The 18,418-nt window shown below is 69.4% G+C and carries 16 protein-coding genes; 15 read left to right on the forward strand and 1 reads right to left on the reverse strand.

Going from position 1 to position 18,418, the window contains the following annotated elements; translation table 11 throughout:
• Positions 1-7: 7 nt before the first annotated feature.
• The 9 genes from HD599_RS03315 to HD599_RS03355 all read left to right on the forward strand — a co-directional run bounded on the left by HD599_RS03315 (position 8) and on the right by HD599_RS03355 (position 11,305).
• Entirely contained in the window at positions 8-1,222 is a 1,215-nt protein-coding gene (locus tag HD599_RS03315) for an amidohydrolase family protein (RefSeq protein ID WP_184233612.1), read from the forward strand.
• A gap of 53 nt (positions 1,223-1,275) precedes the next feature.
• A complete protein-coding gene (locus HD599_RS03320; protein WP_184233615.1) occupies positions 1,276-2,880 on the forward strand; it encodes an ABC transporter substrate-binding protein in 1,605 nt (534 codons plus the stop codon).
• 62 nt (positions 2,881-2,942) lie between these two features.
• On the forward strand, positions 2,943-3,938 hold the full coding sequence (locus HD599_RS03325; protein ID WP_184233617.1) for an ABC transporter permease subunit: 996 nt from the start codon (positions 2,943-2,945) through the stop codon (positions 3,936-3,938).
• Positions 3,935-4,732 (forward strand): ABC transporter permease subunit, encoded by a 798-nt coding sequence (locus HD599_RS18265; protein ID WP_184233619.1) that lies wholly within the window; start codon positions 3,935-3,937, stop codon positions 4,730-4,732. The genes HD599_RS03325 and HD599_RS18265 overlap by 4 nt, the downstream gene beginning before the upstream one ends.
• Entirely contained in the window at positions 4,729-6,396 is a 1,668-nt protein-coding gene (locus HD599_RS03335; protein ID WP_184233621.1) for a dipeptide ABC transporter ATP-binding protein, read from the forward strand. Before HD599_RS18265 ends, HD599_RS03335 begins: the two co-directional genes overlap by 4 nt.
• Positions 6,393-7,532, forward strand: coding sequence for an adenosine deaminase (add, locus tag HD599_RS03340; RefSeq protein WP_221420428.1), 1,140 nt, complete (start codon positions 6,393-6,395; stop codon positions 7,530-7,532). The genes HD599_RS03335 and add overlap by 4 nt, the downstream gene beginning before the upstream one ends.
• Positions 7,529-9,367: an adenine deaminase C-terminal domain-containing protein gene (locus tag HD599_RS03345; protein WP_184233623.1), complete on the forward strand. Its 1,839-nt coding sequence runs from the start codon at positions 7,529-7,531 to the stop codon at positions 9,365-9,367. The genes add and HD599_RS03345 overlap by 4 nt, the downstream gene beginning before the upstream one ends.
• Positions 9,364-10,137, forward strand: a complete 774-nt coding sequence (locus HD599_RS03350) for a UTRA domain-containing protein (RefSeq protein ID WP_184233625.1) — start codon at positions 9,364-9,366, stop codon at positions 10,135-10,137. Before HD599_RS03345 ends, HD599_RS03350 begins: the two co-directional genes overlap by 4 nt.
• A 34-nt stretch (positions 10,138-10,171) precedes the next feature.
• Entirely contained in the window at positions 10,172-11,305 is a 1,134-nt protein-coding gene (locus tag HD599_RS03355; protein ID WP_184233627.1) for an acyl-CoA dehydrogenase family protein, read from the forward strand.
• A gap of 136 nt (positions 11,306-11,441) precedes the next feature.
• On the opposite strand, the gene HD599_RS03360 is transcribed toward HD599_RS03355, so the two are convergent.
• Positions 11,442-12,203 (reverse strand): FadR/GntR family transcriptional regulator, encoded by a 762-nt coding sequence (locus tag HD599_RS03360; RefSeq protein WP_184233629.1) that lies wholly within the window; start codon positions 12,201-12,203, stop codon positions 11,442-11,444.
• Between the two features lie 150 nt (positions 12,204-12,353).
• Between HD599_RS03360 and HD599_RS03365 the strand changes: the two genes are divergently transcribed.
• From HD599_RS03365 to HD599_RS03390, 6 genes are read left to right on the forward strand one after another with little or no spacing between them, the layout of a single operon-like run.
• Positions 12,354-13,733 carry an MFS transporter gene (locus HD599_RS03365; protein WP_343062153.1) on the forward strand — a complete coding sequence of 460 codons (1,380 nt, stop codon included), beginning with the start codon at positions 12,354-12,356 and terminating at the stop codon, positions 13,731-13,733.
• Positions 13,734-13,791: 58 nt separating this feature from the next.
• Entirely contained in the window at positions 13,792-15,537 is a 1,746-nt protein-coding gene (locus tag HD599_RS03370; protein ID WP_184233631.1) for a dihydroxyacetone kinase family protein, read from the forward strand.
• On the forward strand, positions 15,534-16,004 hold the full coding sequence (locus HD599_RS03375) for a ribose-5-phosphate isomerase (RefSeq protein WP_184233633.1): 471 nt from the start codon (positions 15,534-15,536) through the stop codon (positions 16,002-16,004). Before HD599_RS03370 ends, HD599_RS03375 begins: the two co-directional genes overlap by 4 nt.
• Positions 16,004-16,741 carry a triose-phosphate isomerase family protein gene (locus HD599_RS03380; protein ID WP_184233635.1) on the forward strand — a complete coding sequence of 246 codons (738 nt, stop codon included), beginning with the start codon at positions 16,004-16,006 and terminating at the stop codon, positions 16,739-16,741. The genes HD599_RS03375 and HD599_RS03380 overlap by 1 nt, the downstream gene beginning before the upstream one ends.
• Entirely contained in the window at positions 16,738-17,529 is a 792-nt protein-coding gene (locus tag HD599_RS03385) for a sugar phosphate isomerase/epimerase family protein (protein ID WP_184233637.1), read from the forward strand. Before HD599_RS03380 ends, HD599_RS03385 begins: the two co-directional genes overlap by 4 nt.
• Positions 17,529-18,383 carry a phosphogluconate dehydrogenase C-terminal domain-containing protein gene (locus HD599_RS03390; RefSeq protein WP_184233639.1) on the forward strand — a complete coding sequence of 285 codons (855 nt, stop codon included), beginning with the start codon at positions 17,529-17,531 and terminating at the stop codon, positions 18,381-18,383. The genes HD599_RS03385 and HD599_RS03390 overlap by 1 nt, the downstream gene beginning before the upstream one ends.
• The last annotated feature ends 35 nt before the right edge of the window (positions 18,384-18,418 follow it).

Genomic DNA, 18,418 nt, shown 5'->3' on the forward strand with positions numbered 1-18,418 from the left:
GTAACTCATGAGCACCACGCCTGCGAACAGCATCGACGGCATCGCCGTCTGGAACGGTCACGAGGCACTCGGCACCAGCACCCTGAGCTGGGCGGGCGACGCCATCCTGGCGGTCGAGCCGTCCACCGCCGACAGCGCGGCGCTCGCCGAGTACAGCATCATCCCGGGCCTCGTCGACACGCACGTGCACATCAGCGGCTATGCGGGAACCCGCACCGTCGACTGGTCGAGCTGGCCGATCGTCACGCCCGCGGAAGAGAAGACGCTGCACATCGCGGCAAACGCCCGCAAGGCGGCATCCATGGGCATCACCACCCTGCGCGACCTCGCCGGCGACGAGAACCAGATGGCCGTCGCCCGCGTCTTCGACGAGGGAATCCTGCCCGGTCCGCGACTGCTGGTCAGCGGCCAGGTCGGCATGACCGCCGGCCACGGCGACCTGTTCGTGCCGCCGCACTACCCGGTGCGCGACCGCCTCGCCGACAGCCCCGACGAGTGCCGCAAGCTCGTGCGCCACTGGGCCCGCGCGGGAGCGACCGGCATCAAGATCTACCTGAGCGGCGGAGTGCTCTCCATCGGCGACAAGGTCGGCTGGCGCAACCAGACCCTCGAGGAGATCCGCACGACGATCGACGAGGCGCACGCCCTCGGCTTGCCCGTCGCGGCCCACACCCACTCCGCGGAGGGCGTCGAGATCGCGCTCGCCGAGGGGGTCGACTCGATCGAGCACGGTACCGGCGTCTCCTCCAAGCACTGGGCCGAACTCGTCGAGAAGAACATCCCGGTCGCACCGACCCTGATGATCAACAACTTCATCGCCGACGGAACGGTCTCGTTCTCCGAGGAAGCGCAGCAGAAGGCGAAACAGGTCGTCGCCGAACGTGACGCCGGATTCGTCGGAGCGGGCGCCGCGGGAGTGCGTTTCGTGCTCGGCACCGACGCGAACGGCAAGTTCGTGGTGTTCGGCGACCAGTACGAGGAGATCCGCATGATGGCGGAGACCTTCGAGTGGACCGCCGAGCGCGCGCTCGTCGCCGCCACCTCCGACGCGGCCGACGTCGTCGGCATGGCCGCGAAGGTCGGCACGCTCGCCGAAGGCTTCGGCGCGGACTTCATCGTGATTAAGGGCCGTCCGTGGGAAAACATCGACGACATGCGCGTCGAGAACATCGTCGCCGTCGTCTCGCGCGGCGTCGTCGTCTCGGGCGAACTGCCCTCCTGATCCAGCTCCACCCCGCACCACACAGTGACCCATCACCCGAAAGGAACCACACAGTGAGCACCAAGAGAACTCGCCTTATGCGATGGGCGTCCCCCATCGGCGCGGTCGCGGCGATCAGCATCCTCGCCGCCTGCAGCAGCACCCCCGCCGAGACCGAGGTCCCCCTCGAGTCCGGCAAAGACACCATCGTCTTCGCCATCAAGGAAGACCCCACCTGCCTCGACCCGCAGCTGACCTCGCTCACGACGTCGCTGAACATCGGCCGCCAGGTCGTCGACTCGCTCGTCGACCAGGATCCCGAGACCGGCGAGATCGTGCCGTGGCTCGCCGAGTCCTTCGAGACCAACGACGACCTGAGCTCGTTCACCTTCACTCTGCGTGACGACGTCACCTTCAGCGACGAGACCCCGCTCACCTCCGAGGTCGTCCAGGCGAACCTCGACTCGCTCATCGCCCTCGGCCGCACCGCGCCGCTCGCGTCGCAGTACCTCGCCGGCTACGTCGACACGACGATCGTCGACGACCTCACCTTCACGGTGAACTTCTCCGCTCCGAACGCCGCCTTCCTGCAGGGCGCCTCGACCATGACGCTCGGTATCGTCTCCGCGGCGACCGCCGCCGAGGCCGCTGACGTGCGGTGCACCGTCGGCCCGATCGGCTCCGGCTCGTTCGTGTACGAGTCGTACACCCCCAACGACTCGGTCGTCATCGTCAAGCGCGACGGCTACGACTGGCCGTCCGAGCTGCGCGAGCACACCGGCGAGGCCCTCGTCGACACCATCGAGTTCCCCGTGATCGTCGAGAACGGCGTGCGCACCGGCGGACTCGAGTCCGGCGAGTTCGACATCATCCAGGACCTGCCGTACATCGACGAGGCCCGCTTCACGACCGACGACTTCAACCTCTACGCCAAGGCGAACACGGGTGTGCCGAACGGTCTGATCCCCAACACCACGCGTCCGATCGTCTCGGACGAGGCCGTGCGCAAGGCGATGCTGCTCGGCACCGACCGTGAAGAGATCAACCTCCTCACCGGTTCCGCGAGCGGCAACCCCGCCACCAGCACGCTGACCAGCTCCACCTCGGGCTTCACCAGCCAGGCCGACGCGATGGCGTACGACCCCGACGCCGCCGAAGAACTCCTCGACGACGCCGGCTGGGAGATGGGCGCCGACGGTATCCGCGAGAAGGACGGCGTGCCGCTGACCGTGACCGTCACCGCTTTCTACGCGCAGGACGTGCTCGAGGCCACGCAGATCCAGCTCAAGAAGATCGGCGTCGACCTGCAGATCAAGATCGTCACCTCCGGCGACTTCTTCTCGGCCATCGCGACGGGCGACTACGACTTCCTCGGAGCCGGCCTCACCCGCAGCGACCCCGACGCCCTCCGCGTGCTGTTCTCGCAGGCGTCATCCTCGAAGTGGGCCATTCTCGACGACGCCGAGCTCGAGTCGATCCTCATCGAGCAGGCCGGCACCGCCGACACCGACGCTCGCCAGGCCCTGATCGACCAGGCGCAGGAGCTCATCATCGACAAGGCGTACATCATCCCGCTGCTCGAGACGACGCAGCTCCACGCGTCCAGCTCGTCGGTCGACGGTGTCACCTTCGACTCCGCGTCGCGCATCCAGCTCTACGACGTCCGCGCCGCCGAGTAACCACCCGCACCACAACGGAAGCCGCAGTGAATACAGCAGGAACGTCACCCCAGAACAGGTTCGTGGTAGCCCTCCGCTACCTCGCGCCCAAGATCGTCCAATTCGTCTTCGTGATCTGGGCGACCTACACGGTGACGTTCCTGCTGATCCACCTGCTTCCCGGCGACCCGTTGCTCGCCGCCCTGTCCGTCAAGGGCGGCGACGCGACGGCCACCGACCCGGAGTCGCTCGCGCTGCTCCGGGCGCAGTACGGCCTCGACGGTTCCCTCTGGGACCAGTACGTCGGCCACATCGTCTCCGCCCTCCAGGGCGACCTCGGCGTCTCGATCGCCACCGGGCAGCCGGTCGGCGACATGATCGCCCGCGCCCTGCCGAACACGGTGAGCGTGGCGCTGCTCGCCCTCGTGCTCGGTGTCGTCACCTCGGTCGTCATCACCTACTTCGCCTACATCGCCCGCTGGCGCTGGGTACGCACCACGCTGCTCCAGATCCCGCCGCTCGGCGTCGCCATCCCGGCGTTCCTCAGCGGCCTCGTGCTGGTGAGCGTCTTCGCCTTCGGGCTCGACCTGCTCCCGTCATCCGGCAGCCGCAGCCCTCTCAGCGTCGTGCTGCCCGCGGTCACCCTCGCGCTGCCCGTCGGTGCCATCTTCTTCCAGGTCTTCTCCGCCGCCGTGCTCGAGGCCATGGCGAGCCCGTACGTCTTCACCGCCGTCGCCAAGGGTCTCGCGCCGCGCACGATCTTCGCGCGCCACGTGCTGCGCAACTCGCTCCTGCCCTCCATCACCATCCTCGGCCTGCTCATCGGCTACCTCGCCGGCGGCACCGCCGTGGTCGAGACGGTGTTCTCACGAGACGGCATCGGCCGCCTCACCGTGGACGCCGTGCTGTCGAGGGACTCCAACGTCATCCAGGGAATCATCATCGTCGTCGCGCTCGTCTACTCGGTGGTCAACCTGATCGTCGACCTCTCCTACGGCATCATCGACCCGCGCACCCGCGCCAAGCTCAGCGGCACCTCGGTGGCCCGCGCCAAGGACGAAGCGGCGGTCGAACTGTGAGACTCCTCCGTCAGCCCGGCATCATCGTCTCGGGCCTCGTCATCCTCCTCTCCGTCGTCGTGATGCTCTGGCCCTCGCTCTTCGCCACGCACGACCCGTACGAGAGCATCGCCCTCGACCGGCTGCAGGGTCCGAGCGGCGCCCACTTCTTCGGCACCGACCACCTCGGCCGCGACCTCTACTCGCGCGTCGTCTACGGCGCGTTCCTCTCCCTCGCCGCGGCGGGCGCGGCGGTGCTCGTCGGCGTGATCGTCGGCGCCGTCGTCGGACTGCTCTCGGGCTTCATCGGCGGCCGGTTCGACTTCGTCGTGATGCGCTTCGTCGACGTGCTGATCGCCGTGCCGAGCATCCTGCTCGCGCTCATCGTCGTGGCGAGCCTCGGCTTCGGCCCGTGGTCGGTCGCCCTCGGCGTCGGACTCGGCGCCACCGGCTCCTTCACCCGCATCATGCGCTCGCAGGTCGTGCGTGTGCGTAACGAGGAATACGTCGAAGCCGCCCGAACGCTCGGTGTGCGCTGGCCCTCAATCGTCTTCACCCACATCCTGCCCAACTCGGCCCGCCCCGTCATCGCCTACGCGGCGCTCGAACTCGGCTCGGCGATCCTCGCCGTCTCCGCGCTCAGCTTCCTCGGCTTCGGCGCCCAGCCGCCCGAGCCCGAGTGGGGCGCCCTCGTCTCCGCCGGCCGCGACTTCGTGTCGACGGCCTGGTGGCTCAGCGTCATCCCCGGTTTCGTGATCCTCGTGATCGTGCTCGCCGTCAACCGCATTGCCCGCGCGATCGGAGAGAACCGATGAACGACAACATCCTGACGGTCAGCGACCTCATCGTCGACTACACCTCCCGCAGCGGCACCACGCACGCCGTGCGCGGCGTCGACTTCAGCGTGCCCCGCGGAGCGATCGTGGCCATCGTCGGCGAGTCCGGCTCCGGCAAGAGCACGATCTCGCAGGCGCTCGTGCGCAGCCTCGCCGAGGGCGGCAGCATCGTCGCGGGCGCGATCGACTTCGACGGCCGCGACCTCGCCATGCTGCCCGAGCGCGCCCTGCGCCGCATCCGCGGTGCCGAAATCGGCTTCGTGCCGCAGGACCCGAGCAACTCGCTCAACCCGCTCATCCGCGTGGGCGAACAGATCGCCGAGATCCTGCGCCTGCACAAAAAACTGAGCAAGGCGGATGCCGCGGCTGAGGCCGTACGGATCCTCGACGAGGTCGGCATCCCCGACGCCGCCGCCCGCGCCGCCCAGTACCCGCACGAACTCAGCGGCGGAATGAAGCAGCGCGTGCTCATCGGCATCGCGTGGGCCTGCACGCCCAAGCTCGTGATCGCCGACGAGCCGACGAGCGCCCTCGACGTCACCGTGCAGCGCCACGTTCTCGACCGCCTCGAACAGCTCGCCCGCGAGCACGGCACCACCGTGCTGCTCGTCACGCACGACCTCGCGGTCGCCGCCGACCGGGCCGACCAGATCATCGTGATGCACCGCGGCCTCGTCGTCGAGACGGGCACCGGCGCCGAGGTGCTCGGCAACCCGACCCACGAGTACACCCGCGAGCTCGTCGCGGCCGCGCCCGGCCTCTCCAGCGCGCGGCTCGTCGCGCAGGCCGCGACGGTCGAGGCACAGGGCGCGCGCGAGGCTCTCACGCTCGGCTTCCGCGCGCCGACGGCCGCCGCGGCCGACGACATCCTCCAGGTGTCGAACCTGACGAAGACCTTCGTGCTCAAGAGTGGCGGCGTCGCGACATCCTTCACGGCTTCCGACGACGTCTCGTTCACCGTCCCCCGGGGCAGTACCTTCTCGATCGTGGGGGAGTCCGGCTCGGGCAAGACCACCACCGCGCGTATGGTCGCCCGCATCACCCCCGCCGACTCCGGCACGGTGCGGTTCGACGGCGAGGACATCTCGGCGGTGAAGGGCGAACAGCTGCGCCAGTTGCGCCGCCGCATCCAGGTCGTCTACCAGAACCCGTTCGGCTCGCTCGACCCGACCATGTCGGTCACCCGCATCGTCACCGAGCCGCTGCGCGCGTTCGGCATCGGCACGCGCGACCAGCGCGCCGAGACCGCGCGCGCCCTACTGCACGCGGTGCGCCTCGACCCCTCGCTCGCCGACCGCCGCCCCGTGCAGCTCTCGGGCGGCCAGCGCCAGCGCGTCGCGATCGCCCGCGCCCTCGCGCTCGGCCCCGAGCTGCTCGTGCTCGACGAGCCCGTCTCGGCGCTCGACGTCTCGGTGCAGGAACAGATCCTGCAGCTGCTCGTCGACCTGCAGGCCGAGTTCGGGCTGAGCTACCTGTTCATCTCGCACGACCTCGGCGTCATCCGCCAGGTCTCCGACCACATCGCGGTCATGCGCCTCGGCCGCATGATCGAGCAGGGTCCCGCGAAGATCCTCATGGCGAACCCCGCCGAGCAGTACACCCGCGAGCTTCTCGAAGCCATTCCCGGAAGGCGTCACGCGTGACCCTCGCAGACCTGACGACCGCGGACACCCGCGTCGACGAAGAGACGATCCGCGCCCTGCCCAAGGCCGAGGTGCACGTGCACCTCGAGGGCGGTTTCGACCTCATCGACCTCATCGACCTCGCCAAAACGGCGGGCGTCCCCCTGCCCGGCCCCGCACGCTCGCTCTTCGACGTGAGCACGCACGACGCGGTCGAGGCCCCCCAGATCACCTCCGGCGGCGGTGCCAAGAACGGTGTCGGCGTCGGAGGCCTCAGCGGCTTCCTGAAATTCCTCGACTGGGAGTGCGGACTCGTCACCACCCCCGAGCAGGCCGCCCGCACCGCGTACAAGTTCGCCGCCCGCGAGAGCGCATCCGGCATCCGCTACGCCGACGCCGTGATCAACCCCACCCACTGGAGCGCGTGGGCCGGCCGAACCCCGCAGCTGTTCGAGGCCTTCGCCGCCGGACTCGACGAGGCGGCCCAGGACGGCCTCGCCGAGATCGGACTCTGCCTGTCGCTGCTGCGGTCGCAGAGCGGCGCCGAGGCCGTCGAGATCGTCGAGTGGATGTCGGCCGCCCGACCCGCGCGTGTCGTGGCGCTCTCGGTCGACGGCGACGAGCGCGTCTCCGGTCGCACCGGCGCGAAGTTCGCCGACGCCTTCACCCTCGCCCGCGACGCCGGATTCCACCGCACGGTGCACGCCGGCGAATCGAGCGGACCCGAGGGCGTATGGGACGCCGTCGACCTGCTGCACGCCGAACGCGTCGACCACGGCGTGCGCTCCATCGAAGATCCCGCCCTCGTCGCCCGCCTGGTCGAGAGCGAGGTGTCGCTCGGCATCTGCCCGCGCTCCAACGTCACGCTCGGCATCTACCCGGACTGGGCGAGCCACCCGATCGAGAGACTCCGCGAGGCCGGCGTCACGGTCACGGTCAACACGGACGACCCGGCACCCCTCGGCACCCGTCTCGAGTCCGAGTGGGCCATGTGCGCCGACACCTTCGGCTGGTCGCTCGCGGACCTCGGCGAACTCGCGCACAACTCGGTGCGCGCGAGCTTCGCCAACGACGACCTCAAGCGCGACCTGCACAGCGAAATTTCCTCTTTTATTACGGATGCCGCGGCCGCCGATACGGCAGAATCACAGTCATGAGCACCGCGCTGCGGCCAGACCTGCTCCCGACCAACGAGGAGCTGGCGGTGCTGCGCCGGGTCGCGATCGGGCAGGCGCCCGCCGACCTGATCATCCGCGGCGGATCGGTACTGTCGGTGCACACGGGCGAGTTCCTGCTGCGCGACGTGGTCGTCTCGGGCCGGCACATCGCGGCGGTCACCCCGGTCGGGCACTTCGACTGCGAGACCGTCATCGACGCCGCCGGAAAGCACGTCCTGCCCACGTTCATCGACGCGCACCTGCACATCGAGTGGACGATGCTCACGCCCGGCGAGCTCGCCCGGCTGAGCGTGCCGCGCGGCACCACGACCGTGCTCACCGACCCCGACGGGCTCGCCAACGTCGCGGGCATCGACGGTATGGACTTCATGCGCGAGACCGGCACCCCGTTCCGCATCTTCGAGCAGGTCAGCCCCTCGACCCCGGTCAACGCTGCACTGGAGCGAGGGGGAGCGGTGATCGCCGAACAGCTCGTGCTCGACCGCCTCGACGACGCCCGCTCGGTCTCGCTCGGCGAGGGCAACCCGTTCGACCTGAGCGACGTCGCCACCAACCGGTTCCGCCAGGCGATGGTCGCCGGCAAGCGCATCACCGGCCACTCGGCGCGGCAGAGCGGCGAGGGACTGTGGGGCTACCTCGCGGCCGGCGTCGGCGACGACCACAACGCGGCGACGATCGACGAGGTGCTGGAGCGCGTGCGTCTCGGCGCCATGATCACCCTGATGAGCGGCTCGATGAACGACAACACGGTCGAGGTCTTCGCCGACCTCGACCGGGTCGGCCCCGCCCTCGACCACATGTCGTTCTGCGCCGACGACAAGCACGTGCTCGACATCGCCACCGAGGGCCACATCGACCACCACGTGCGTCAGGCGATCGCCGCGGGCATCCCCGCCGCGCAGGCCTACCGCATGGCCAGCTGGCAGCCCGCGCTGTACTACCGGCTCGACCACCTGATGGGTTCGGTCACCCCGGGCCGGCTCGCCGACCTGCAGATCATCGACGACCTCGCCGGAGTGCGGGCCGAGCGCGTGATCGTCGGCGGAGAGCTCGTCGCCGTCGACGGCGTGCCGTACTTCGACAACACCGACGACGTGCCCGAGTGGCTCACCGCCACCATGCACGTGCCGGAGGAGTTCCCCGCCTCTCTGCTCGCGGTGCCGGCTCCCGGCGAGACCGCGACGGTGCAGGCGATGGAGATGTACGACGGCTACTTCAAGCGCGCCTTCCACGTGGCCCTGCCCGTCGTCGGCGGGGCGGTCACGTCCGACGTCGAACGCGACGTACTCAAGATCGCCGTGGTCGACCGGCACTACGGCGACGGCCAGTGCGGGGTCGGATTCGTGCGCGGCTTCCAGCTCGCCCGCGGCGCCCTCGCCGTCACCATCAACTGCACGAACGCCAACATCGTCGCGGTCGGCACCAACGACGACGACATCGCGGTCGCCGTCGGCGCGTTGCGCGACCAGGGCGGCGGTTTCGTCGTCGTCGACGGCGGCGAGGTCGTCGCCCGGGTTCATCTGCCGGTCGGCGGCATGATGAGCGCGGCCCCGTGGGAGACCACCGCGGCGCAACTCTCCACCGCGAACGACGTGGCATTCGAACTGGGATGTCGCATTCGCTCGCCCTTTATGGTTCTGTCGTTTGTGGGGCTCGGTGTCGTTCCCGACCTTGGGCTCACGGAACTCGGTCTGATCGACGCCACGAGCCAGAGTTTCATCGACCTGGTTCTCACGTCGGGCCCCGACGGCATCGCCTGCCGCTGCCCGAATCACGACTATCCCGTGCACAGCATCATGGAGGACCACTCGTGACAATCAACCGACCGCTGCCCGTCGACGCCGCGGCCCGTTCCGAAGACGACCGCATCCGCGGGGGAGTTCTGCGCTTCGTCCGCGAGGCGGCACTCGCCCACGAGTCGCTGCCCGGCGAGGTCGAACTCGCCAAGCGGCTCGAGTGCACGCGCCAGCAGGTGCGCCACGCGCTCTCGTCGCTCGAACGCCAGGGAATCGTCAAGCGCCGCCAGGGCGCGGCGACCGTCGTCGACCCGGTCGCCCTTCGCATGAGCGTGCGGCTCGAAGAGCAGCTCGAGCACTCCGAACTGCTCGCCCGCATGGGCTACCAGTCCGCCGTCGAGGTGATCGAGTCCGAACTCATAGCGATGCCCGGCTCGATCGCGCCGCTGCTCACCTCCCAGGCCGGACCGACCGCACTCCGCGTGGTCAAACGCTGGACCGCCGACGGCGTGCCCGCCATGGTCGCGGAGAACCACGTGGCGTTCCCGCGGGACGTGCCCGACGACATCGTCGGCGAAGAGTCCGTCTTCACCCTCGCCGAGCGGGTCTGGGGCGAGTCGATCGTCTGGGAGGTCGCCACCCCCGGCGTCACCATCCTCGACGCCGAACGCGCGGAACTCCTCGGCCTGCCGGTCGGTGCCGCCGCCCTCACGCTCGAGATCATCGGCACCACCGTGAGCGGCCGCCGCACCTTCCACGCGTTCGAGACGCACAACCCCGCCATCGTCAGCTACTCCTTCGTGCGCACCGTGCGGCCGCCGTGGAGCAACTCGTACTCCGGCGACTAGCCGGCTCCGTCATCCGCCCGACCCAAGGACCAGCATGATCTCGCGCCTCTCACCGACCGCCCCGCCCGCCGACGAGCAGGCCTGGATCGACACCGTCACCGAGCTCGCCGTCGGCTTCGCCGAGCGGGCGTCCCACTACGACGAAGTCGGCGAGATCCCCGTCGAGAATCTCGAGGCGCTCGCGACGAGCGGGCTGGATGTCGCGTGCCTGCCGGTCGCGGCCGGGGGACAGGGCCTCTCCTTCCGCACCATCGGCGCGGTCATCTCGATCATCTCCGCGGCCTGCCCCTCGACCGGGGCTCTCTGGCTCATGCACATCGGCGCCGCCTACGGTCTCGTCACCCTCGGCTCGCCGACGGCATCGGCGTTCTTCGCCGCGGAGCTCACGGCGGGCAAGCGCTTCGCGAACGCCCTCTCCGAGCCGACGAGCGGCAACATGTTCCTCATGCCGCAGCAGGCGGCCGAGCCCGTGGAGGGCGGCTACTCGCTCGCGGGCGCGAAGCGGTTCGTCTCCGGCTGCGAGATCGCCGACTACTACCTCACCAACACGCTCGTCGACGGCGCGCCCGCGTTCTTCGGCGTCGCCCGCGACGAGACGGTCAGCTTCGTGCCGATCTGGGACACCATGGGCATGCGCGCCACCCGCAGCCAGCTGATGAGCTTCAACGGCACGCTGCTGCGCGAGGAGTTCCGCTGCGCCCGCCCCGCGCCCGAGCAGGCGAACCTCATCTCGGCGGGGTTGCCCTTCGTGTCGATCGGCATCGCCCAGTCGGCGCTCGACGCGTTCTCGGCGCAGGCGCGCGGACGCGTCATCCCGAGCACGGGGGAGCCCCTCTCGAAAATGCAGTGGCTGAAGTTCGACACCGCCGCGCAGTACACGCAGCTGCGGGCGGCACGCCTGCTCGCCGAGCAGACGATGTGGCTCGCCGACATCGCGCACCCCGACGCGACGATGGTCGCGGTCGAGGCGAAGTACCTGGCGAACGAGGTCGCGAAGACCGTCGCCGCGCTCGGCGTGAAGGTGGGCGGCGGTTCGGGCTACCTGCGCACGTCCCCGATCCAGCGGCACTTCCGCGACGCGCAGGCCGGCGCGCTGATGGCCTACTCGGTCGAGGTCTGCCAGGACGTCATCGGCGGCTGGGTGCTCGACCCCGAGCCCGCCCCCTGACTCCGGTTCGTCGGAGCGACGCTGAGCGACGTCGCGCTCGCGGTGTTGTGTCGCGGGGCCGCTGAGGTTTGTGCCGCACGCGGATGCTCGTGCAGGCGCGTGCGCGACAAATCACCGCGCGCCGCTGGCGAGACGGCTACGGCTCCGGCGTGAGCTCGGGCGCGCCGTCGATGGTGCGGCCGAGGCGGTTGCTCGCCGTCGTCATGTGCGTGCCCATCGCCGCGGCGACCGCGGCGGGGTCGCGCGTCGTCAGCGCCTCGAACACGGCGCGGTGCTCGTCGAGTGCGTTGACGGCGTCGTCCTCGGCCTGCAGGCCGCGCTCGACCCAGACGCGCAGCAGCGACCGGATGCTCTGCAGCAGGTCGAGCAGCACCTGGTTGCGCGAGCCGCGGGCGATCTGCAGGTGGAACTTGAGGTCGGCCTCGATGAACCGGCTGCGGTCGTTCACCGTCTCGCTCATGATCTCGACCTGGCGCCCCAGCTCGCGTAGCTCGCGGTCGGTGAGGTTGACGGCGGCGAGGGTCGCGGCGAACACCTCGAGCTGTGCGCGCAGCTCGATGAGGTCGGCCGTGCGCGGCGCGCCGAGCATGAGCCCCCAGCTGAGCGTCTCGGGCAGCAGCTCCGAGGCGTTGCCGCGCAGGTAGGTGCCGGAGCCGGGACGCACGTCCACGATGCCCAGGATCTCGAGGGCCGCGAGGGCCTCCCGTACGGCGGAACGGCCGATACCGAGGGATGTCGCGAGCTGCCGTTCCGCGGGCAGGCGGGTTCCGGGCTCGATCTCCCCGCTCGTGAAGTAGTCGAGCAGTCGCTTGGCGACCGCGCTCACGGCGGTGCCGCTCGGAACGCTTCCGATCGCGGCACTCATTTGGTCGGCGGTGTTACCGGGATAGGCAGGCATGGGAGAACTCAGAATACCCGCTCGGTGAGCGGACTTTAACTATTTGCAAATTGGTCAACCGGTTGTTAGGTTTGACCCTCGAGTGCGAGCGAACTGCATCGAACGATCTACCGAGCGATAACAAGGGAGTTACCAGTGGCCAACCCGAGCGTGGAAACCAAGGTTTCCGCCGTCGAGAAATCGACCATCAGGAAGGTGTCGATCCGGCTCGTCCCGTTCGTCGCCCTCATGTTCTTCATCAACTACCTCGACCGGTCGGCCATCGGCTTCGCCGGACCGAACGGTATGAACGACGACCTCGCACTGACCGTGACCCAGGTCGGATTCGCCTCCGGCGTGTTCTTCATCGGCTACATCCTCCTCGAGGTCCCCTCCAACCTGGCGCTCGCCCGCTTCGGCGCCCGCCGCTGGCTCGCCCGCATCATGGTCACCTGGGGCATCGTCGCGGTCCTCTTCACCTGGGTCGGCAGCTTCGAGCACCTCGCGATCCTGCGCTTCATCCTCGGTGTCGCCGAAGCCGGCTTCTTCCCCGGCGCCATCCTGTTCCTCAGCCTCTGGGTCCCTTCGCGTCACCGCGGCAAGATCCTCGCGCTCTTCTACCTGGCTCAGCCGCTCAGCACCGTCATCGGCGCACCGCTCGCCGGCCTCCTCATCGGCGCCCACGGCTTCCTCGGCCTCGAGGGCTGGCGCGTGATGTTCCTCGGTGTCGGCCTGCCCGCGATCATCGTCGGCCTCATCGCCTGGTTCTACCTCAAGGACAAGCCCACCGACGCCAAGTGGCTCACGCGTGAAGAGCAGCAATGGCTCACCGCAGAGCTCGCGGCGGAAAAGACCAAGACCGAGGCCCTCCACGTGGTCAAGGGCAAGCAGCACGGCGGACTCCGCACCGCGTTCTCGAGCGGCCGCGTCTGGGTTCTCGCGTTCATCTACTTCGGCTTCATCTACGGCCTGTACACCCTCGCGTTCTTCCTGCCGACGATCATCGCCGGGTTCCAGGAGATCTACAACGTGGAGTACAACGTCTTCGAGCGCGGCCTGATCACCGCCATCCCGTACATCCCCGCCGCCTTCGCCCTCTGGTTCTGGACCAAGGACGTCTCCAAGCGCGGACTCAAGACCTGGCACATCGCCGGTCCCGCGGTCGTCGCTGCGCTCACCATCCCGCTCGCGCTGTTCGCCGGTTCGCCCGCGCTCACCGTCGCGATCATCGCGCTGACGGCCATAGCGATCTTCGCCGTGCTGCCGAACTTCTGGACCCTGCCCACGCAGTTCCTCACCGGTGCCGCAGCCGCGGCCGGCGTCGCGCTGATCAACACGGTCGGAAACCTCGCCGGCTTCGGTGCCCCGTACATCACGGGTGCCGTCGCGGACGCCACGAAGGACGCCAACGGCGAACCGCAGTACTTCGTCCCGATGGCGATCGTGGGCTTCTTTATGCTGCTCTCCGCCGTTTTGATGGTGTTGCTGGCCCGTGCCGGGAAGAAGAACGCCCCGGCAGACGGCGACGTCGCCGTCACCATCGCACATTAGTCACCCGGGGCAGCCGCGATCGGCGGCTGCCCCGCCCTCAGCTTCAGGAGTTCACCCCATGACTCGTCTGTTCAACGATCCGACCGAGTTCGCCGACGAAATGATCGACGGCTTCGTCGCCGCGAACCACCTGCAGGTGCGCCGCGTCTCCGGCGGAGTCGTGCGCTCGACGCGCTCGACCCCCGACTCCGTGGCCGTCGTCATCGGCGGCGGTTCCGGCCACTACCCGGCCTTCGGCGGTCTCGTCGGCCAGGGCCTCGCGCACGGCGCGGCCATGGGCAACCTCTTCGCCTCCCCCTCGGCCGGGCAGGTCTACTCGGTCGCCACCGCCGCGAACAACGGCGGCGGCGTCCTGCTCAGCTACGGCAACTACGCCGGCGACGTGCTGCACTTCACCCAGGCGCAGGAGAAGCTGCGCAACGAGGGCGTCGACTGCCGCACCGTCACCGTCACCGACGACATCGCGAGCGCCTCCATCGCCGAGAAGCACAAGCGTCGCGGCATCGCCGGCGACCTCACCGTCTTCAAGGCAGCGGCCGCCGCCTCCGAGGCCGGATACTCGATCGACGACGTCGAGCGCGTCGCCATCCTCGCCAACGAGCGCACCCGCAGCATCGGCGTCGCCTTCACCGGCTGCACGCTCCCCGGCGCGGACACCCCGCTCTTCACCGTTCCCGAGGGCCGCATGGCCGTCGGCATGGGCATCCACGGCGAGCCCGGACTGCGCGAGACCGACGTGCCGAGCGCCGACGGCCTCGCCGACCTGCTCGTGGGCGAACTGCTCGCCGAACTGCCCGACGGAATCGGGCAGGCCGACGGCCAGCGCGTCGGCGTGATCCTCAACGGCCTCGGTTCGGTCAAGTACGAAGAGCTGTTCGTCGTCTACAAGCGCGTCGCCGCCCTGCTCGAGGAGGCCGGCCTCACGGTCGTCGACCCCGAGGTCGGCGAACTCGTCACGAGCTTCGACATGGCGGGCGTCTCGCTCACCCTGTTCTGGCTCGACGACGAACTCGAGACCTTCTGGCGCGCGCCCGCCGACACCCCCGCGTACCGCAAGGGATCGGTCGGCGCCGCCGAGCAGATGGACGAGGCCGAGATGCACGACTCCGTGGCCACCGCCGCGGTCGTCGAGCCCGGCAGCCCCGAGTCGCAGGCCGCCGCCGTCACCGCCCTCGCCGCGATCGAGGCCGTCCTCGCCGTCATCGAGGAGAACGCCGACGAACTCGGGCGCATCGACGCCGTCGCCGGCGACGGCGACCACGGAGTCGGCATGCAGCGCGGCGCCCGTGCCGCAGCCGCCGCCGCCCGCGACGCCCAGGCCAAGGGCGCGGGTGTCGAAACGCTCCTCGTCTCGGCCGCCGATGCGTGGGCCGACCGTGCCGGCGGAACCTCCGGTGCGCTCTGGGGCGTTATGCTCCGTGCACTCGCCGGCGAGGTCGGCGACACCGCCGCCCCGACGGCAGAATCCGTGTCGGCCGGCGTCACCGCCGCCCGCACCGGCATCCAGTCGTTCGGCAAGGCCGAGGTCGGCGACAAGACCATGGTCGACGCGATCGTCCCCTTCACCGACACGCTCGCGGCCGAGGTCGCGACCGGTAAGGGACTGACCGCCGCCTGGTCGACCGCCGCCGACGCGGCCACCGCCGCCGCCCGCGAGACCGCCGACCTCCTTCCCCGCATGGGACGCGCGCGTCCGCACGCGGAGAAGAGCCTCGGCACGCCCGACGCGGGAGCCCACTCGTTCGCGCTCATCGTGCAGTCCATCGCCGTGGTCCTCACGGCAGAAAAGGGAGAAACAGAATGACCGACACCCTCCGTATCGTCATCGGAAGCGACGACGCCGGCTTCGACTACAAGGAGATCCTGAAGAAGGACCTCGAAGCGAACCCCGGAGTCGCCTCCGTCGTCGATGTCGGCGTCGACGCCGACGGCCACACCGCCTACCCGCGCGTCGCGATCGCCGCCGCCGAGCTGGTGGCCAAGGGCGAAGCCGACCGCGCGCTGATCTTCTGCGGCACCGGCCTCGGCGTCGCCATCTCCGCCAACAAGGTCGCCGGCATCCGTGCCGTCACCGCCCACGACAGCTTCTCCGTCGAGCGCGCCGTGCTGAGCAACAACGCGCAGGTTCTCACCATGGGCCAGCGCGTCATCGGAATCGAGCTCGCCCGCCGCCTCGTGCGCGAGTGGCTCACCTACCGCTTCGACGAGTCGAGCGCGAGCGCCGAGAAGGTCGCCGTGCTGAGCGAGTACGAGGCGACAGGCTCCTGCTGATGACCGACCGCAGAGCGACCGTCGGCGTGAGCCTGAAGATGTACTTCGGGCACGCGCAGACGCTCGCGTGGTGCGCAGAAGTCGCACGAGTCGCGCGCGAGCACGACGGTGTCGACGTCTTCGTCATCCCCGACTTCGTCTCCATCGTCGACGCCGTGCGCGTCTTCGACGGAAGCGGCGTGACCGTCGGCGCCCAGGCCCTGTCCTGGGACGACGCCGGCGCGCTAACCGGCGAGGTCAGCGGTTCCGTGCTCGCCGAGGTCGGCGTCGGAGTGGTCGAGGTCGGCCATGCCGAGCGCCGCCGCATCTTCGGCGAGACCGAGGCGATCGTGGCGTCGAAGACGGCCGCCGCGCTGCGCAACGGCCTCGCGCCCGTGCTCTGCATCGGCGAAATCACCGAGGGGCCAGCGGATGCCGCGGCCGACGAATGCCTCCGTCAACTGGAGGACGCCCTGAACGGCGCTCCGGCGGGCAAGGTCATCGTCGCCTACGAGCCCGTCTGGGCCATCGGTGCCGCGCAGCCCGCGCCGACCTCGCACATCCGCGCGGTCAGCGCGCGCCTCCGCGCCGCCGTCGCCGACTGGACGGACCGTGACGGCAGCGTCGTGATCTACGGCGGCAGCGCCGGACCCGGCCTGCTCACCGAACTGGGCGACGACGTCGACGGCGTCTTCCTCGGCCGGTTCGCCCACGACCCCGCCGCTCTCGCGGCCGTACTCCAGGAGGCGACCCGATGATCGGTCTCGGTACCTATTCCTTCTTCTGGCAGCACTCCGAGCTCTCGCCCCAGCGGCTGACGCTCTCCGACATGCTCCAGCTCAGCTCCGACGAGGGCGTCGAGGTCTTCCAGATCTGCGACTACGCGCAGGTCGAGGACCTGTCGACGTCCGGGCTGCGCGAGCTGAAGGCGACAGCCGACGACCTCGGGATCGCACTCGAACTCGGAACCCGGGGCGTGGCATCCGCCCATCTCGACACGTACCTCTCGATGGCGACCGCTCTCGGCGCCACCACGGTGCGCAGCATGATCAACACCGCCACCGAGAAGCCGACGCTCGCCGAAGCGCAGGCCCAGCTCGAGGGCGCGCTGCCTGCCTGGGCCGACGCGGGGGTCGACCTCGCGCTCGAGACGTACGAGCAGATCTCGTCGACCGACCTCGTGTCGCTCGTCGAGGCCGTCGCCCACCCGAATCTGGGCATCTGCCTCGACCCGGCCAACTCGGTCGCGGCGCTCGAGAACCCGCGCGACGTCATCGACCGCACCGCCCCGTACGTGAAGAACGTGCACTCCAAGGACTTCGCGTTCACCCGCCGCGGTGGATGGGTCGGTTTCACTCTCGAGGGCGTGCCCCTCGGAACCGGGCTGCTCGACTACGACTACCTCCTCGAGGTAGTGCGTCCCGAGGAGCGCGGCATCAATCAGATCATCGAGCACTGGCTTCCGCTCGGCGAGTCCATCGAGGACACCATCGCCCTCGAGAACACCTGGAATACCTCCAACCTGCAGTACCTAAGGAGCAAGTAATGTCGAACCCCATTTCCATCGCTGTCATCGGTGCGGGCGGAAAGATGGGCACGCGAGTGTCCAACAACCTCGCCAAGACCGACCACACGGTGTACTACAGCGAGAACTCGCCCGCCGGCCAGGCCCGCATGGCCGACCTCGGCCGCACGGTGACTGCCAGCGAAGAAGCCGTCGTCCTCGCCGACGTCGTCATCCTCGCGGTGCCCGACCTGGCCCTCGGCCCGGTATCGAGCGCGCTCGTCCCGCTGCTGCGTCCGGGCACCGTCGTGCTGACCCTCGACCCCGCCGCCGCGTACGCCGGTCTGCTCACCACGCGTGAGGACGTCGTCTTCGCCGTCGCGCACCCGTGCCACCCGTCGGTCTTCCTCGAGCGTCACACGCCCGAAGAGTACGCCGACACCTTCGGCGGGATCGCTGCCCCGCAGGACGTCGTCGCGGCCATCGAGAGCGACGACGACGAGAAGCGCGCCATCACCGAGGCGACCATCTGCGCGATGTACGCGCCGGTCATCGACGTGCACTGGGTCACCGTCAAGCAGCTCGCACAGCTCGAGCCGACCCTCGTGGAGACCATCGCCTGCATGATCGGCGCACTCCTCAAGGAGTCGCTCGACGAGGCGATCAACACCATGGGCGTCCCGGAGCCCGCCGCCCGCGCCATCCTGCTCGGCCACACGCAGGTCGCCCTCGCGAACTCGCTCAAGGGCGACAACCCGTTCTCCGACGCGTGCCTCATCGCGATGGACTACGGCCGCTCGAACATCATCAAGGAGGACTGGAAGAAGGTCTTCCAGGACGACGAGCTCGACAAGAACCTCGCCGCGATGCTGCACCTCGACGCCATCAAGCGCTGACTGCCGAACGCAGAAAGCCCCGTCGTCCGAGAGGA

Origin of the sequence: Conyzicola lurida (genome assembly GCF_014204935.1) — a bacterium.
GTDB lineage: Bacteria > Actinomycetota > Actinomycetes > Actinomycetales > Microbacteriaceae > Conyzicola > Conyzicola lurida.